The 17,574-nt window shown below is 50.3% G+C and carries 11 protein-coding genes and 1 pseudogene; 11 read left to right on the forward strand and 1 reads right to left on the reverse strand.

All coding sequences use genetic code 11. The features are described 5' to 3' along the window. The first annotated feature begins 31 nt into the window (after nucleotides 1–31). From NR121_RS16775 to NR121_RS16800, 6 genes are all read left to right on the forward strand, one after another. Nucleotides 32–721 (forward strand): isochorismatase family protein, encoded by a 690-nt coding sequence (locus tag NR121_RS16775; RefSeq protein WP_054818384.1) that lies wholly within the window; start codon nucleotides 32–34, stop codon nucleotides 719–721. An 18-nt stretch (nucleotides 722–739) separates the two neighbouring features. Further along, on the forward strand, nucleotides 740–1,810 hold the full coding sequence (locus NR121_RS16780; RefSeq protein WP_235594339.1) for a TRAP transporter substrate-binding protein: 1,071 nt from the start codon (nucleotides 740–742) through the stop codon (nucleotides 1,808–1,810). Nucleotides 1,811–1,835: 25 nt separating this feature from the next. Then, a complete protein-coding gene (locus tag NR121_RS16785) occupies nucleotides 1,836–2,336 on the forward strand; it encodes a TRAP transporter small permease (protein ID WP_062408654.1) in 501 nt (166 codons plus the stop codon). After that, nucleotides 2,326–3,582: a TRAP transporter large permease gene (locus NR121_RS16790; RefSeq protein ID WP_054818387.1), complete on the forward strand. Its 1,257-nt coding sequence runs from the start codon at nucleotides 2,326–2,328 to the stop codon at nucleotides 3,580–3,582. Before NR121_RS16785 ends, NR121_RS16790 begins: the two co-directional genes overlap by 11 nt. Then, nucleotides 3,582–3,929 (forward strand): XdhC family protein, encoded by a 348-nt coding sequence (locus NR121_RS16795; protein WP_054818388.1) that lies wholly within the window; start codon nucleotides 3,582–3,584, stop codon nucleotides 3,927–3,929. The genes NR121_RS16790 and NR121_RS16795 overlap by 1 nt, the downstream gene beginning before the upstream one ends. Before the next feature lie 62 nt (nucleotides 3,930–3,991). Further along, a complete protein-coding gene (locus NR121_RS16800) occupies nucleotides 3,992–4,741 on the forward strand; it encodes a sulfite exporter TauE/SafE family protein (protein WP_062408653.1) in 750 nt (249 codons plus the stop codon). Nucleotides 4,742–4,743: 2 nt separating this feature from the next. On the opposite strand, the gene NR121_RS16805 is transcribed toward NR121_RS16800, so the two are convergent. Continuing rightward, nucleotides 4,744–5,604 (reverse strand): alpha/beta fold hydrolase, encoded by an 861-nt coding sequence (locus NR121_RS16805; protein ID WP_062408652.1) that lies wholly within the window; start codon nucleotides 5,602–5,604, stop codon nucleotides 4,744–4,746. Nucleotides 5,605–5,971: 367 nt separating this feature from the next. Here NR121_RS16805 and NR121_RS16810 point away from each other — a divergent pair, with 367 nt between their 5' ends. The 5 genes and pseudogenes from NR121_RS16810 (at nucleotide 5,972) to NR121_RS16825 (ending at nucleotide 17,489) form a co-directional block, all read left to right on the forward strand. Next, on the forward strand, nucleotides 5,972–14,383 hold the full coding sequence (locus NR121_RS16810; RefSeq protein ID WP_256831515.1) for a glycoside hydrolase family 94 protein: 8,412 nt from the start codon (nucleotides 5,972–5,974) through the stop codon (nucleotides 14,381–14,383). A 120-nt stretch (nucleotides 14,384–14,503) separates the two neighbouring features. Then, nucleotides 14,504–15,388, forward strand: a complete 885-nt coding sequence (gene galU / locus NR121_RS16815) for a UTP--glucose-1-phosphate uridylyltransferase GalU (RefSeq protein ID WP_054818392.1) — start codon at nucleotides 14,504–14,506, stop codon at nucleotides 15,386–15,388. 43 nt (nucleotides 15,389–15,431) lie between these two features. Then, nucleotides 15,432–15,659 carry a hypothetical protein gene (locus tag NR121_RS16820; protein WP_062408650.1) on the forward strand — a complete coding sequence of 76 codons (228 nt, stop codon included), beginning with the start codon at nucleotides 15,432–15,434 and terminating at the stop codon, nucleotides 15,657–15,659. A gap of 301 nt (nucleotides 15,660–15,960) precedes the next feature. After that, nucleotides 15,961–16,345: pseudogene (locus NR121_RS25370) on the forward strand (YkoP family protein). Between the two features lie 286 nt (nucleotides 16,346–16,631). Further along, nucleotides 16,632–17,489 (forward strand): metallophosphoesterase, encoded by an 858-nt coding sequence (locus NR121_RS16825; protein WP_054818393.1) that lies wholly within the window; start codon nucleotides 16,632–16,634, stop codon nucleotides 17,487–17,489. The last annotated feature ends 85 nt before the right edge of the window (nucleotides 17,490–17,574 follow it).

Here is a 17,574-nt window from a genome sequence, read left to right on the forward strand (position 1 = left end):
TGAGTTAATCATTGTGGGGAGGGGAAGCCGTATGTCATCATGGGATGATATTTTAAACGAGAGAGACGCCTGGGTTGTAAAGAACAGCATTTTTGGAGGAAGGCGCGGTTTTGGCAAGACTCCGGCTTTGGTAATTATCGATGCGCAGGTTCATTTTGTCGGTGAACGTCTTCCCATTGAGCAATCCATTGCCAAGTATCCTTCCAGTATCGGCGAGGAAGCATGGGATGCGGTGGACAAGACAGAAGTCTTGCTGAAGCTGGCCAGACAGAAGGGGATTCCGGTGATCCATTCCCGGTGGATTACAGCGGAAAAAGACGCCGTATATGATTCCTTCAGAAGGAAGATGAAGAAGGAAGGAACGCAGCGCCTTCACCGGAATGAAAGCGGAAACGAAATCGTAGCACCGCTGAAGCCTTTGGATCATGAAATCGTCATTGACAAGTTATATGCAAGCGTTTTCTTTGCTACTCCGTTCGAGACGATTCTCCGTTCATTGGGCATCGATACCTTAATTGTTACGGGATTCGTTACCGCAGGCTGTGTGCGGGCCACCGTCGTTGATGCCGCTTCATATAATTACCATGTGATTATTCCTGAAGAATGCGTAAAAGACCGAATATCGGTTTCGCATAAGGCCACTTTGCTGGATCTGGATATGAAGTATGCGGACGTCATGCCGGCCGCTGAGGTATCGGCAAAGCTAAATACATATTTATAAGGGGTGTTTCCAGTGAAAATGAAAGTAAAGCACGGTTTGGTCCTGTTATGGTTGATGTCTGTGATGCTCGTTAGCGCCTGCGGATCTTCTGCGCCTGCAGCGTCAGTCGGCAGCGATGGAGAACCGGCAGCCAAGCAAGGGTCCGACGTATCCAAGACGGACGGCAAAACCTACACGATGAGATTTGCCACGGCTACAACGAACGATCCGCAAACTCATGAAATGGAACTGTTTAAAAAAGCTGCCGAAGCGAAAAGCAACGGTCAATTGAAAGTGGAGCTCTATCCGGCCAGTCAGTTGGGAAGCAACGACCAGATGCTTCAAATGCTTACGCAGGGCTCCATACAAGGTATGGTGCAGCCTACGGCGTTCTTAGGCGGGTTTAATGAGCTGATGACGATCGTTGACATTCCTTATTTATGGCCAGATGTACAGAAAGCGACGGAGTTTCTGAATGGGGAAGGCGGAAAGCTGTTTGAAGCAAGCTTGGATAAGCAAGGCATCACGGCTCTGCGTTATTACGAATACGGCCCTCGTACGATTCTGCTTAAAGACAAGGTCGAAAAAATGGAAGACCTGAAAGGCAAAAAGATTCGCGTTATGGGTGCGCCTGTATTGGTAGATCAGATTAACGCCTGGGGCGGCGCAGGAGTAGCCATGGGCGTGCCCGAGCTGTTCACGGCGCTGCAGCAGGGGACTATTGACGGTTTGGAAAGCGCCGCAAGCTTTTTTCATTCCGGAAAATATTATGAAAGCGCTAAATATTTATTGATGGAGCCTAAAGGCGCGGAGATCTCCATATTTATGGCCAACACGAATTGGTTAAACTCCCTGCCTGAGCATTTGCAGAAGGCGGTTAAAGAGGCTGCCGTGGAAATTACGGATGAGGCCCATCAATATGCCAAAGAAAGAGATCTCCAGTCGATCGAGGAAATGAAAAAAGAGGGCGTGACAGTGATCGAGCCCGGCGCCGAATTCCATCAGCAATTGGTGGAAGCTTCCAAGCCGATCATCTCTAAGTTTGAAGCCAGAGTTCCGGGATCGAAAGAAATTATCTCCAAAATCCAGGCACAATTCAAAACGAACTAATCGTTAAGTATCGGGGGAGTTATCCTTGAAAAATAGTGGGCTGAAGAGTGTGACGGAGCAAGCTTGGAAGGTCGTTCTAACCGTAATTGCCGTATGCTTTTTAATAGGGACTTTTCTCACCTTTGTCAATGTGGTCATGCGTAAAGCATTGAATAAACCTTGGATCGGCACGGAAGAGATGGACAGCATTCTGCTGGTGCTCCTCGTTTTTTTGCCGTTAGCCTATGTGGAATGGACCAACAAGCAGTTGAATGTGTCCGTTGTTTTCGACTTATTCCCGAAGAAAGTTAAGTTTTGGATCCGGAAATCGCATCATCTCTTAATATTGGCCGTATCGATTTGCCTCACGGCGGCTTCTTGGGAAGTCGTGCAAAGAAACATGGATGTAGGCAATAAAACGGCATCTTTAGGCATTCCTTTATATTTACTATTCGGGATTATATTTGTCGGATTTGCTTTAACAGCATTGACCAAACTTGTACAGCTCTTTATGTCGGATGAAGACGGTGGCCCCCATGATCATTAGTGCGATTCTTTTTATTGTGTTTTTGGCGCTGGGATTCCCGATTTATATTTCTTTGCTGACCACAGGGATCTATATCCTTGTGTTTGAAATGAACATGGACATGTCTTCCATTGTATTGGTTTTATTCGATAGTGTGTTTAAATTTACGCTGGCGGCCGTACCTTTTTTCCTGTTGGCGGGCGCATTAATGGAGACCAGCTCCATGGCCAAGCGCATGGTCAATTGGTTATTCTACCTGGTCAGCAGGTATCGTGGCGGTGCGCCGTTAACAGGGGTATTGGCAAGTGAATTTTTCGCTACGATATCCGGCTCGTCCGCTGCATCAACAGCAACGGTCGGTAAAATTCTGTATCCGGAAATCTCAAAAGCGTCAGGAGAATCCTTTGCACTCGGACTCTTGACTTCCTGCGGGGCTCTCGCGGTCGTTATGCCGCCAAGTATTACGATGATTTTGTATGGCGCCACAGCTTCCATATCGACAGGAGCCCTCTTCTTGACGGGGATCGTCCCGGCTTTACTGATCGGAGGCCTGATTTCGTTTTATATTATCTGGCGCTCGAACAAGGTGGAGACGGCAGAGCGGTTTTCTTTTAAAGAATTTATGCTGAGAACCAAAAATGCTTTTTGGATCCTTATTTTGCCCGCAGTGATTTTGGGCGGTATCTACGGGGGACTGTTCACGCCGACAGAAGCCGCGTCCGTAGCCGCTGTTTATGCCACGGTTGTAGCCATTTTTATCTACAGGGAAATGGGTCTGCGTACATTTTTCGGCGCGATAAAAGATGCAATGATGCTGAATACACAAATTTTTATTATCATCGCCTCAAGCACCGTGTTTTCGCAAGCCCTGACCTTTGCTCAAGTGCCGCAAAAACTGACGGCTTTGACGTCGGATTTGTCACCGGTTGTGTTTATATTAATTATCAATTTATTTTTGCTGCTTGTCGGGATGTTTTTTGATCCGACCTCGGCTGTTCTGGTCATTACCCCATTATTGGTACCCATCTGTAATGCTTTGGGGATTGATCTGATTCAAATGGGGCTGATTATGACCGTCAATCTTGCCATTGGCATGTTCACACCGCCGTTCGGCTTGAATTTATTCGTCAGTCAGGGCGTGTTTAAAAAGTCTATGGCCGAAGTGGTTGCCAGCTTGAAGCCGTTCTGGGTCTGGTATTTATTGTCTTTGGCGATTATCAGTTATATCCCGCAATTATATATGTGGCTTCCGGATTTAATGAAATAATGGCTCGCCTGTATTGTTCTCAACAGGTATCCTACATCGGGTTTCTTGGACCCAAAAGCAGAACCGAACGCATCCTGCATGAAATCGTAAAGATCGATTCAACACGATTAGAATCCTTACGTGATGTCATATACAGTCCTATCGGTTTGGATTTCGGTGCAGAAACGGCAGAAGAAGTCGCGGTCAGCATAGCGGCGGAATTATTGGCCGTCAGAAACCGGCGCTCTCCTCAATTTTTGCGTGATAAGCCGGGAGCCATTCACGATAACCGGTTAGCGGCATCGGAGGAGCGGAGGAATCCGGGGACTGCCGCCGGCGCAAGCATGAGACCTATCTGTGGAATATAGTGTTATATCATGAAGCACCTGAGCTGCAATGAAAAAATACGGCCTAAAACCGGGTGATTTTTTTGACGATATCAGCGATTGCAATTTTTATCGCGGTGTTGGCCCTGCTGGTTGCAGGATTCGCCAAAGGCATCAGCGGCATGGGACTTCCTGTTGTGGCCACGCCGGTTTTGACGCTCTTGTTTGATCTGCAAACCGCCATTGCGATTACCATCGTGCCTACACTTCTAACGGATATAATCATGTTGATCAGAACACCGAAAAATTGGGGCTTGATCAAAAACGCCGCTTCCTTGATGATGTTTGGAATGTGCGGCATCGCAGTCGGTTCCTATGCGTTGGTTCGCATCCATCCGTCCATTCTGTCGGCAGTTCTGGGTGTCATCATTCTTCTTTTTGTCGGCACCTCTTTTTTCGCCGTTTTTCCCGCGATCAAGCAGAGGAGACGGCTGGATGCGACGGTAGGGTTCATCGCTGGGACCGCCCAGGGCGCCGCCGGTGCCAGCGGTCCGATCATCAGCATGTATATGCTGCAGATGAAGATGAGCCGGGACGAATTTTTGTTTATGATCAACAGTTTTTTTGTGACGATTGATGTTATACAGCTTATGACCGTTTATAAACTGGGGCTTTACCATGGCCCGGTCATTTATTATTCGATAGGGGCGATCGTCCCGGCCCTGTTGGCGCTTGCGGCAGCCTTTGCATTGCAAAAGAAAATCTCCGATCAAGTGTTTCGTTATTCCGTGCTGATCATGATGACATTAAGTGCGTCGGCTTTATTATTCAAGTCGATTCAAACCATGTTATGAGGTTATAGACGGGGAGTTAACCATTGAAAAATTTGCTCCAGCGCTTCTTTTTGTCGGCTGCCTTGCAGAGGCTGATGCTCGCCGTCCTGGTAGACGATACTTGTCTTATCTTTTGAGGGCATGATTTCAAAAAAATGTTCAATAAGCTTGACGTTGACTACCGGATCGTATACATCGTACAGACATAATGCCGGGAAATGAAAATTCTGGATTTCCGTTATAGCCATTTTACCGTGATGCATCATTTCCGTACACCAGCGCGGAGTATAACAGATGGTCGGCAGCTGTTCTTCTTTTATGGCGTCGGAGGTCCAATCGGGCAAACTCGCCCGGAAGCATTTGAGTCTTCTTAAGATTTCGTTCCACCTGATCAGGTCAAGAGGCAGGGTTGGAGCGACGACCGAAAAAAATTCAATGCATTTTCTGATGATGAACGGAGGCGGATAAATTCCCAGGGCCGGGGAAGACAACAGAACGCCGGCTATGTTGCCGGGAAACCGTTGAACATAACGTATGGCGATGAGACCACCCATACTATGGCCGAACAGATAGATTGGCAATCCCGAATACTGCTTCTGCAAGCGGGAGACCAGTTCTTCCAGATCATCCAAATATTCCTGGAATCGAAGAATGTGCCCCCGTCTTCCCCCCGAACGTCCGAAACCCCGCAGGTCTGGCGCGGCGAGAGCGACCCGCCGGTTTAAACACTCCGTGCCGATACAGGAGTAATGTCCCGAGTGCTGTCCCGCCCCATGCAGAAAAATAATAAGTGCTTTAGCGTTAACAGGTATCCAGATACGGCAATATAAGGCATGCTGCCGAATGTTTGAAACATACAGATGATCAGCTATATGTTTAGACATGGGATACTACTCCTCGATTCCTTCGAATATGCACAACTCGTTTTCCAACTTAATATGCGCGATTTTCCCGCATCCGATACGCAGGACAGATTCCTGTGATGATGAGGGTAAGCTTGCGTAAAACGCTGTCCCCGAAATGAATGAAGAACCTCCGGAACCACTTTTAAATAATGGTACCGGAGGTTTTATTATTGACCGGATTGAAGAGGGCAACACATACCAAATATACATCCTTCCGAAGCGAAATTTATAATTTGCAGCATAAATGGGAATGTTTTAACTGTTATAACTTAACCGTTACGGAGTCAACAGATCTTATAGACATGACTTCTTTAACATTAATTTCTGACTTTCTTTGGGAGGATGTATGAATCTACATACGGAACAACTCCGACAAAAAGCTCATGAACTTGCGCTAACCCATGAACCATACATCACGCGGCGCCTAGCGATGCGCATATGGCGGAATTTTACTACGGATATGGAAAATTTGACTGCGTTCATACGCTCCATGCATGGACGTCGCGCAAGTTGTTCGCAGCCGGCGGAAGAATGGTTCCTTGATCACGCGGAGTTCATTGAGGAACAGGGGTTAGTCATTAAAAGCCAGCTCACCGGAAGCTTTTTGCGGCGTTTGCCGCATCTACGCAAGACCGGCGAGCCACGGATTCTTTCGATCTGCGCCGATTATCTGAAACACGTGGACGGAAACCTGGACATGGACACTTTTGTTTCCTATATCAATTCTTATCAGGAAGTATCCGTTTTGACCATTGCTGAAACGTGGGCGATCCCGCTTATCGCAAGAATTGCCTTGATCCGGCGATTGGCCGAAGTGATGGAATTCATTCGCGAACGGCATGAGGTGTGTTCACTCGTCGAAAGGCTGCTGGAGCGAATGGAGCCGTCGAAGGTAAGTCCCGATGCGCTTAAGGCTGTGCTTGAACAAGCAGGCCAAGAGATGCCGCTCTCCGGTCCGATGATCGTCCATTTGGTCAGTCATCTGCGTGAATGGACGGACGATTCGGCACACGTACGTGAATGGCTGTTGTGCAACTTGGAAAACGGTCCTGACAGCCTGGATCGTATCGTCTCCTATGAGTATCAGCTTCAGGCGGCATATCAAGTGACGATAGGCAATGCCATCAGCAGTCTGAGAAAAATCGAACGCTGCGACTGGCACGAACCATTCGAGCAAATTTGCCTTGTGGAACAAACCATGAGGCAAGAAAACTCCGGTGACTATGTATTGCTGGATGATTCAAGCCGCAGCGTACTGCGGGGACGCGTTGAGCGGCTGGCCCGCCGCTTTAATGTGCCGGAGAATCTGATCGCCAAGCAGGCTGTGGAACTGGCGGCACAAGAGTATAACCTGGCGTGCGCGGAACGAGAACAAGCCAACACCCATATAGCGGAGAAGGAGAGTGCCGCGGGTAGTGCGGTTCGTCCGGATGTGATGCCTCGTCCGGCGTATATCGCTTATTACCTGCTCGAACCGAGCGGCGTCAAAGAGCTCCAGCGCGCGCTGAAACAATGCAGCAGTCCCCGGCGTTTGTCGCATATAGGGCTGCTGCAACGGGCTACCGGCGTTTATTTCACCGTTCTTAGAGGGCTGTTCCTGGTTGCACTTCTCGGATTCGCTTTGTGGATTGCAGGAGGCTTCAGCTTGACGCTGACCGGATGGACGGCGGTTTTGCTTTTGCTGTCAATACCCGTGAGTGAGTGGGCTGTAACGGCAACACACTGGATGATTGAGTGCGCAAGGCAACCGCGGCCGCTGCTTCGCTATGATTTCTCGCATGAAATTCCGAGTGAGGCGACTACAATGGTTGTCATTCCGGTGATCTGGTCAAACGTCGAACAAGTGCGGGAAATGGCGGATCGGCTGGAGCTTCATTATCTGGCGAACCGCGATCCAAATCTTCATTTCGCCCTTCTGGGTGATTTTGCCGATGCCGACGCCGAGAGTCTTCCGCAGGATTCCGCCATTCTTGAAGCTGCCCGCGCAAGTATTGAGAGTTTGAACCGCACGTACTCCCAAACGGAAGAAAGCAGTACGTTTCACCTTTTTCAACGTCGCAGATTGTGGAACCCGTCTGAGGGCGTATGGATGGGCTGGGAGCGCAAGCGGGGCAAACTGGTAGAGTTCGTCGAACTGCTAAAAGGGCGAACAGATACGACCTACGACTTCGTAGTCGGGGATGCCTCGGTTCTTCCGGGCATCCGTTATATCATTACACTCGACGCGGATACACAGCTTCCGATCGGCAGCGCCCACCGGATGATCGGTACCCTGCATCTGCCATATAACCAGCCGCGGCTGAACCGTTCGCGGACACGGGTGGTCGAGGGATACGGCGTACTGCAGCCGCGAATCGGCATTAGTCACGAATCGTCCTTGCGTTCGCGCTTGGCTTATTTATGGTCAGGCGATCCGGGAATCGATCCTTATGCGTTTGCGGTTTCCGATCCGTATCAGGACGGATTAGGGCAGGGGATTTTCACGGGTAAAGGGATATTCGATGTCAGTGCATTTGCGCAGGTGCTATGCGAACGTATTCCTGAAAACCGGGTCCTTAGCCATGATTTGTTGGAGGGCGGCTTTTTGCGGGCAGGCTTGCTGTCGGACATTGAATTGATCGATGACCAGCCTGCCGCGTTCAGCGCGTATCAAAGAAGACTGCACCGATGGGTGCGAGGGGATTGGCAATTGCTTTTATGGCTCTTTCCCCGCACATCCGACCGGCGGGGAAAGAGCTTGCCGGTCGATCTATCCGCTCTTACCCGCTGGCATATGATCGATAACCTGCGGCGCAGTCTATTTCCGCCGGCGCTGTTCGCTCTTCTGCTGTTAGGTACGGGCGTCCTTCCCGGATCACCGGAACGCTGGTTTGTTTTTGGGTTTGCTACATTGTTTTTGCCGCTGATCCGCCAACTCGTGGCAATGCGGCATACTATTCGGCGTCCCCGGAGCCTGCTTGCCACGGCTTTGCAAGTTTTGGTTACCCTGTTGACTCTGCCGTTTCAAAGCGTTCTGCTGCTAGACGCGATCGGCAGAACTTTGTTCCGGCTATTCGTTTCAAAGCGTCGTTTGCTTGAATGGGTCAGCTCTGCGGAAATTGAACGCCGCAACCGCGGAAAGCGGCATATTGTGCTTTTAGGGATGTACCCGGGATATGCATTGGTGCTTGTCTTTGCGTTGGCAGCGGCGGCGAGCGGCGCTCCAGCGGTACGGTGGACAGGCTTGACGCTCTGTGCTGTATGGTTATTCGCTCCTCTTGTCGTCCACTGGTTGGACCGTCCCGTCCAACAGGCCGAGCTGACGCTCGAACCGGGAGAAGAGGAAGAACTGAAGGCGTTGGCCAAACAGATTTGGACCTTCTTCGAGGACTACGTTACCGCAAAGGACCATTGGCTGCCGCCTGATAACGTGCAGTTGGAGCCGCCCAATGGCATTGCACATCGAACTTCGCCCACCAATATCGGGCTTTATCTTGCCTGCACGCTCGCCGCACGGGATTTCGGATTTATCGATACGCCCGGGCTGATTGAGCGGTTGGAGCGTACGATCGATACGGTGGAGCGCATGAATAAATGGAACGGCCATCTTTATAACTGGTACGACACGACTACTCTAGAACCACTGCCTCCTCTGTACGTATCGACGGTGGATTCCGGTAACTTCGCCGGCTATTTAATGACAGTCAAAGAGGGGTTGGCCGAGTGGCTCAAAAATGACTTTACATTCAACGAAAAGCCGGAGTCGAATACCAAGGGTCAAGGTCAAGCGGAAGAAGCGTTCCATGTGGCATTCGCCGAGGATTTGGTGCCTTCACTGCAGGGTAAACTGACGGACAAGACCACGGAAACGGCAGACGCGGGAGTCGGGGGGAATAAAGACGGTTCCGGACGCAAAGCATCGGCAGAGGATTGGCCGGCACGCGGACAACATCTGATCTCACGCATGGCGCTGTTGATTGAGAAGACAGACTTTCGTCCGCTTTACGATCACAAGACCAAACTATTGACATTGGGGTATCATGCCGCGCTCCAAGAACGCGATAAGATTCTGTATGACCTGATGGCATCAGAGGCAAGACAGGCCAGCTTTATTGCCATTGCCCTCGGTCAGGTGTCTGTAGCTCATTGGCGCGCGCTCGGACGGACCATGACCAAAGTCGGGAAGCGCACCGCGCTGCTCTCCTGGTCCGGAACCATGTTCGAATATTTGATGCCCTGGCTGATGATGCGCACCTATCGGAACACCATCTGGGATAGCACCTACCGCGCCGTCGTAGAGCGGCAAATCGATTATGCGCACGAAAGGGGTGTCCCCTTCGGCATTTCCGAATCCGGCTATTACGCTTTTGATTACCAGATGAACTATCAATACAGGGCGTTCGGCGTTCCCGGTCTCGGCTTCAAGCGGGGCCTGGAACAGGATTTGGTCGTGGCGCCGTATGCCGCCATTCTGGCGCTGCCTTTTGCGAAACGTCAAGGGCTTAAAGATTTGCGTAAAATGGAGGAGCTTGGCGCGCGCGGCAAATATGGCTATTATGAGGCGATCGATTTCACGTCCGAACGGATGCCGAATAATGAGACATGCATGGTCATCCGCAGCTTTATGGCCCATCATCAAGGGATGAGTTTGCTTGCCCTTGCGAACATACTGCTGCCGGTAAAAATGTACGAGCGGTTTCACCGCGACAAGCGCGTGCAGGCGGCGGAGCTGCTGCTGCAGGAGCGGATACCCGCGCATCCCAAAATCATTAGACACCCTGCAATGGCACGTGAATATATGCCTGAAACAAGGCCGGTGCAGAATGATGCGCAGCGGGAATACCTCTCGGCAGATACGCGTACGCCGGAGGTGTGTGTTCTGTCCAACGGAACCTATATGACCGTCGTGACGGGCAGTGGCGGCGGGTTCAGCCGATATGAAGGTCTGGCCGTCTCGCGGTGGCGGGAGGATCCGGTATTGGACGATTGGGGGAGCTATATCTATATCCGTGACGTCGCCCGTGATGCGGTGTGGTCTCCGGCATTTCAACCGTGCCGTGTTCCGTCATCCGAACAACGCATACAATTCTCGCTTGACCGGGCCACCTTCATGCGTACAGACGGAGACGTGCAGACCCGTCTTGAAGTCTGCGTATCGCCCGAATGGAATGCGGAAATTCGCCGATTGACGCTGACCAACACGGGGAATGAGGCCAAGATCATAGAGGTCACAACGTTTACGGAGCTGGCCTTGGCCCCCCCTATAGCTGATGATGCGCATCCCGCTTTCAGCAAATTATTTATAGAAACAGAATATGCGGGCGATTCCGAGTGCCTTCTCGCCCGAAGAAGACCCCGACAGGAAAGTGAGAAGGCTGTATGGGCGGCGCATTCCCTCATGGCGGAAGGACGAACGCTCGGACCGGCGGAATATGAGACAGACCGGGCCAGCTTTATCGGCCGCGGACATTCCATCTCCCAGCCGCAGGGGATCCGTTCCCGACTTCGCGGTACGGTGGGCTCTGTGGCGGACCCTGCCTTTATCATGCGGCGTCAGGTAAGCATCGAGCCCGGTGAACAGGTTCAATTGTTCGCTGTTACCGGGATTGCCGATTCCAAGGAGGAAGCGGTCGGCATCGTCCGCCGGTTCCTGGAGAACCAGGCGGTGGAACGAACATTTCTGCTCGCGTGGAATCGCAGTCAAATCGAGCTTAGGCATCTGCACATTACGGCCGCCGAGGCGGCGGCCTTCCAAACCTTTGCCGGACAGGTGCTGTATACTTCTCCGCTGAGGAAGGAACGGAAGGACAGAATCATGGCGAATGCCAAAGGGCAGTCCGGCCTCTGGGCGCATGGCGTGTCCGGGGACCGTCCGATGATCCTTGTACGGATCGAGAATCGGGCCAATATGAAATTTATTGCCAAACTTCTGATCGGACACGAGTATTTGCGCCGCTTGGGGTTATTTTTTGACCTGGTCATTCTGAATGAATCGGCAGGCGGATACCAGCAGGATTTGCAGAAAGCGCTGCGCAGTGCGGTAGAACACGGGATGGACCGGTATAACGCAGGGAATGGGGGAGTGTTCATTATTAATGCCGACCAGCTGCCGGATGTGGACAGGACGCTGCTGCTGGCCGCAGCCCGTCTTATCCTGCGTGCGGGCGGTCCGAGTCTGAAGGCGCAAATCAAGCTGCCGCGTCAGGATAAAGCCTGGCCGGCCCCGTTCGCAGCGACAGTGCCGTTAAACCGGTTCGGCAGCCCGCCGACGGAAGACGTGCGCGATTTGATGTTCTTTAATGGCTGGGGCGGGTTTTCACCCGATGGGCGGGAGTATCGGATCGTGATCAAGAACGGTAATCATTTGCCGGCGCCATGGATCAATGTCATCGCCAATCCTCGCTTCGGCTGCCTTGTTTCGGAGCTTGGCACGGGTTACACCTGGTGGAGAAACAGCCGGGAGTGCAAATTGACCCCGTGGTTCAATGATCCTGTGCTCGACCCGCCTGGTGAAGTTTGTTATTTGCGGGATGAAGAAAGCGGTGAAATATGGTCTGTTCCTTCGTCTGCCGCAAATCCGGACCAATCCTATACGGTTTCGCACGGTCGGGGATTCACGCGGTTTCATCACGAGAGATACGGTATCATGCAGGAAATGACCGTTTTTGTTCCGCTTCATGATCCTGTCAAAATCATCAAATTGCGGCTGCAAAACAAAACTTCCGAAAAAAGATGCCTTTCCGTCACCTATTACGCTGAATGGGTGCTGGGTGTACAACGTCAGGCGAACGCCTCCTTCATCGTTTCGGAATGGGACGAATCGGCCCAAATGCTCCTGGCTCGCAATGCATATCAGGAATCGTTTCGCGATGCTACGGCCTTTTTGGGTATGTATCTGCTGCCTGAAGCGTCGGAGGAGTCCCCGGATACAGCATCAGAGGTTCAGCAGTCTGCTCCAGTCGAACCGGCTGATCTGTCCTGGACGGCAGACCGCAATGAATTTCTCGGGCGCAACGGCACATACGAAAATCCCGCTTCACTCAGCCGCGAGCGGTTGTCCAAGACAACGGGAGCTCTTTATGATACCTGCGGCGCGGTGCAGACCAAGCTTACGCTGGAGCCTGATGCCGAACGGACAGTTTACATACTTCTCGGTTGCGATCAGTCGCGCGATGCCGCCATGAAATTGGCGCAAACCTACCGTCAAGCGCGTGTCAGCGAGCAGTCATTAGCGCTTGTAGGGGAATTCTGGGATGATGTGCTGGACCAGATTTCGGTATCTACGCCATCCCCCGAGATGGATGTCCTGCTGAACGGATGGCTGCTTTATCAGACGCTCGGCTGCAGAATGTGGGCCAGATCCGCCTTTTATCAAGCGGGAGGCGCATACGGCTTTCGCGATCAGCTGCAGGATTCATTGGCGCTTCTGCACACCCGTCCCGACCTTACGCGTGCACAAATTTTGCTGCACGCTGCGCATCAATATGAGGAGGGCGATGTGCAGCACTGGTGGCATGAAGAAACGGAGCGCGGCATCCGTACGTTATTCTCCGACGATTTACTATGGCTGCCGTATGCGGCTTCGCGATACGTGGAGCATACGGGGGATGACAGCCTGTTTGAAGAGGCAGTTCCGTTTCTTCACAGTGAGCTTTTGCGGGAAGGGGAACATGAACGATACGAGCCGACACGCGTTTCAGAAAAAAGCGGAACCCTGTTCGATCACTGCTTGCGGGCCATCGACAGGGCCTTGCAGCGCTTTGGCGAACATGGGCTTCCGCTGATCGGAATCGGAGATTGGAATGACGGGATGAATTTTGTTGGGGCGGAAGGCCGCGGCGAGAGTGTATGGCTCGGTTGGTTTCTCTATGACATTCTCGGCCGGTTCACGGATCTTTGCAGGGAGCGAGGTGACGCAGAACGGTCGCAACGTTACCGGGATGTAAGGGATCGGCTCATTCCTTCACTCGACGAGCATGCCTGGGATGGACAATGGTACCGCCGCGCCTTCACCGATGCCGGGCAATGGCTCGGTTCTATCCACAATCAGGAATGCCGAATCGATGCGATTGCCCAGTCATGGTCGGTCATTTCAGGAGCCGCGCCAAGGAACAAGGCTCTGCAAGCGATGCAGTCATTCGATCGTGAGCTTGTGGATCGGGAGCTTTCCGTCGCCCGTCTCCTGACACCGCCTTTTGACCGTACGCAGCCTAGTCCCGGTTACATTCAGGGCTATCCGCCGGGAATTCGCGAGAACGGGGCGCAGTATACGCATGGTGTCATTTGGAGCATTATCGCCTGGTGCCAGCTTGGGAAAGGGGACAAGGCGTTTGAGCTGTTTCACCTGTTAAATCCGCTAAACCACACGCGCACGTCAAACGAAGTGCGGAGGTACGCCGGTGAACCCTACGTGATGTCGGCAGACGTTTATACGGCGAATCCGCACAAAGGACATGCAGGCTGGACTTGGTACACCGGCGCCGCGGGGTGGATGTATCAGGCGGGAATTGAATGGATTCTCGGACTTCGCCGACGGGGGACGCGGCTGTACATCAGCCCGTGCATTCCCAGTGAATGGCCGGAGTATTCCGTTCATTACCGGTTCGGCAGGACGCGCTTTCTCATTACCGTCAATAATCCGCTGCATAAATCCGGCGGTGTGACTGCTTTACAGATGGACGGTCAAGAAATGTCCCTTAAGGAGCACGATGCAAAAGACGGTTACTACGTTGAATTATGTGACGATGGGCAAGTCCACCATGTGGTTGTGACGTTGTAGTGCCAAGGTATAAGAATGGGGCGGTCGTCGGCGGATGAAGAAGGCAAGCCGCAGCTTTACGCCGGACGGCCGCAGTAATCTGTACGCTTGTCATCATGATCGGTTGGAGGGAGTTTCCACATGTATAAAATACGTAAAGCGATTATTCCGGCTGCAGGCTTCGGCACCCGATTTTTACCCGCAACTAAATCCCAGCCCAAAGAAATGCTGCCTTTGATTAACAAGCCTGCAATTCAATATATCGTGGAAGAGGCCATTGCTTCTGGGATTCAGGATATTCTGATTGTGACAGGACGAAACAAACGCGCCATTGAAGACCACTTCGACCACAATGTGGAGTTGGAGTATTTCCTTAAAGAACAGGGGAAATGGTCTCAATATGAAGAAGTGCTGGAGATCGCGAAAATGGCGGATATCCATTTCATACGGCAAAAAGAGCAGCGCGGACTCGGGCATGCGGTCTTATGCTCCCGCAATTTTGTCGGAAATGAGCCATTCGCCATTCTTCTGGGTGACGATATTATCGATAACCCTACGAAACCGGCGCTTCGGCAGATGATGGAACAGTTTGAGACCCATGGGAAGACGGTGGTGGGCGTACAGCCCGTTTTGCCTGAAGAAGTGTCCAAGTATGGCGTGATTGCGGGCATGCCGATCGATAACCATATCTATGAATTGGAGGATTTGGTCGAAAAGCCCGATACGGATAAAGCGCCATCGAATTTGGCCATCGTCGGAAGGTATATCATTCAACCGGAGATTTTCGATATTTTGGAGGAAACAGGGCCGGGACGAGGCGGTGAAATCCAGTTGACGGACGCTCTCAAGATTCTCTGCCTCAAGCAGGGCATGCATGCGCGTCTTCTGGAGGGAGACCGCCATGATATCGGGGACAAATGGGGATATATAAAAGCTACTTTGTCATTAGCTTTGCGGTGTGAAGATTTGCATGATAAATTGCATCATTTTTGGCTTGAGCGGTCCAAGGGATCGGCAAGTAAATAATTTTAATGCATCATAGAAATACTAAACAGAGGAGGTGGAATAAATGGTGGCCAAGGAAAAGGAAAGAGATAACACGGATTCATCGGCTTTATGGATGGGATGGATTGGGATTATCGCAGGAATTATCGCTTTTTTCTTTTCACCGGTTCTGTTTGGTTGTGCTGCGATAATTCTTGGTTTGATCACCGTCTTTAGTCAAGCCAACAATTTGGGATGGTGGGCCATAGGCTTGGGTCTGGTCGGGGCAGCCGCGAATATGTGGTTGTATTAAAAAGTCGTAAGGTTAAACGGGGCTGTCCCAAAATTCACCGAGGTGACGGGGATACCCCTTTTTCAATTTTGTAAAACAAAAAGAAGCGGGTTAAAGTGGAATAATTAACCAGTCAGTACAATGAGATATAAAGAGGAGTACAGTATGATTTTTAAACCGAAACAACCTAAAAAATGTGTCAATTTCATTTGGGGCCATTATGGCATACGCGGATTTGCCGGCCGATTTTCGCTGCGGTGAAATATACAGGAAATAAAACGGGTTTAACTTTATCCGACGGAACGATGATTCAAAAGGGGATATCTTACTAAAAATTCATTTACATAATGTCGTTCTATTAAGAGACATGCTTCCCTTAAGAAATGAAATCAAAAAGACAAGATTTCTGTACAGGTTTATTGATAGTTCGTTGCCCGATCTTGCCCTGTATGTTAAAAACCATCCTAAATCCCGGCATTACGATGTTAAATCGGGGCTGTGAGAAATTAGGATTTGAAGCATTCCCGATATCCTCCACAGCATATAGATGTTTAAAATGGATGAGTTTGATGCCTATTTGCTTGCTATCGGTATCGCAGCCGTTTAAAAACTTGAAAAAGCATGTGCCGACCTATTTGTTTATGTCAAAGGATCAGCTTTTACAAAAATTATGTGGAGTTGATGATAAGCCCAAAAAGATCGTCTGAAACCAAAAGTACTATATATAGGTTTTATTTTACATTGCATCACAAAATATGGTGGGTTATACTTGAATTGTGGAAATCAGAATTGTTGCGCAATTCTATTTCCCATAATAGACTTTTCCTCATAACCTTTTTCTCACTTGCCTCCCCTGGAAGGGGAAGGCTTTTTTTGTTATCGTACCAGGCCCGCATCTCTGTCATACCGGGACAAAAATACCGGCCATTAATTACCGATGACATTGTCCGGCTCATTTTCTATACTGTTAGATATAGAAAAGGGGGTTTCGAAATGGAATGGTATATCATGTTGGTTTTGATCATAGCAGTGATCATCTGTTTATTATATAAAGCACATAAAAATACGAAACAGGTAGAGCTGACTCATATCCGGTTGCCGGAAAACAAGAACATCTCTCGTAATGAAATTTTGAAAGTACTGCATCTTTCGGACTTGCACATGGAGAACATTTCGGTATCGCCTGACCGGTTATCGGATCTATTATCCGGAGACCAGCCGGATTTGATTGCATTGACCGGGGATTATTTGGACAAAGTAAAAAGTATTCCGAAGCTGTCCGAATATTTAAAGGTTTTGCACAAAATGAAGCCGAAATATGGAATTTATGCTGTTTTCGGCAATCATGATTACGTGTTGAAGCATCATGATTTCGATAAGCTGCGGAAGGTGTTGGAGGATAACGGGTGTCAAGTTTTACAAAATGAAAATGATCTTTTGTACGTAGACGGCAGACCTGTCCACATTATCGGAATCGACGACTTCAGCACGGAGAGAAGTAATTTAGATCAGTCCTTTCGGAAGGTAAATCAGGGGTTTCGGTTGGTTTTGACGCACGACCCTAATATTGTATTAATAATGGAGAAATATAACTTTGATTATTTGCTGGCCGGTCATTTTCATGGAGGCCAGATTTGGTGGCCGAAGCCTTACCATTTGATTAAGATGGGACGTCTGGTTCGCATGAATATGGTAAAAGGCTTGCAGCGTTATCGGGGCAAAGCGTTTTATATCAGTGAAGGATTGGGGCAAACAGGGTTAAATATCCGGGTTGGCAGCAGGCCGGAAATCACATTTCATCACCTATCTCTACAGGCTATTGAAAAAGTACAAACTCCGACAGCAGTATAGCGACCGGAGTTTGTACTTTTTTAGTCCCTGTGCGAGTATCATATCATTTACCTGACATGGAACAAGATTGCGCAGGTCGTCCATT

Origin of the sequence: Paenibacillus sp. Pae15 (genome assembly GCF_024519685.1) — a bacterium.
Taxonomy (GTDB): Bacteria; Bacillota; Bacilli; order Paenibacillales; family NBRC-103111; genus Paenibacillus_G; species Paenibacillus_G naphthalenovorans.

Bases quoted from the DNA above. Each gene is read 5' to 3' on its own strand.
- NR121_RS16775 (WP_054818384.1), top strand. From the start codon at position 32: ATGTCATCATGGGATGATATTTTAAACGAGAGAGACGCCTGGGTTGTA.
- NR121_RS16780 (WP_235594339.1), top strand. From the start codon at position 740: ATGAAAGTAAAGCACGGTTTGGTCCTGTTATGGTTGATGTCTGTGATG.
- NR121_RS16790 (WP_054818387.1), top strand. From the start codon at position 2,326: ATGATCATTAGTGCGATTCTTTTTATTGTGTTTTTGGCGCTGGGATTC.
- NR121_RS16795 (WP_054818388.1), top strand. From the start codon at position 3,582: ATGGCTCGCCTGTATTGTTCTCAACAGGTATCCTACATCGGGTTTCTT.
- NR121_RS16805 (WP_062408652.1), bottom strand. From the start codon at position 5,604: ATGTCTAAACATATAGCTGATCATCTGTATGTTTCAAACATTCGGCAG.
- NR121_RS16810 (WP_256831515.1), top strand. From the start codon at position 5,972: ATGAATCTACATACGGAACAACTCCGACAAAAAGCTCATGAACTTGCG.
- galU (WP_054818392.1), top strand. From the start codon at position 14,504: ATGTATAAAATACGTAAAGCGATTATTCCGGCTGCAGGCTTCGGCACC.
- NR121_RS16820 (WP_062408650.1), top strand. From the start codon at position 15,432: ATGGTGGCCAAGGAAAAGGAAAGAGATAACACGGATTCATCGGCTTTA.
- NR121_RS16825 (WP_054818393.1), top strand. From the start codon at position 16,632: ATGGAATGGTATATCATGTTGGTTTTGATCATAGCAGTGATCATCTGT.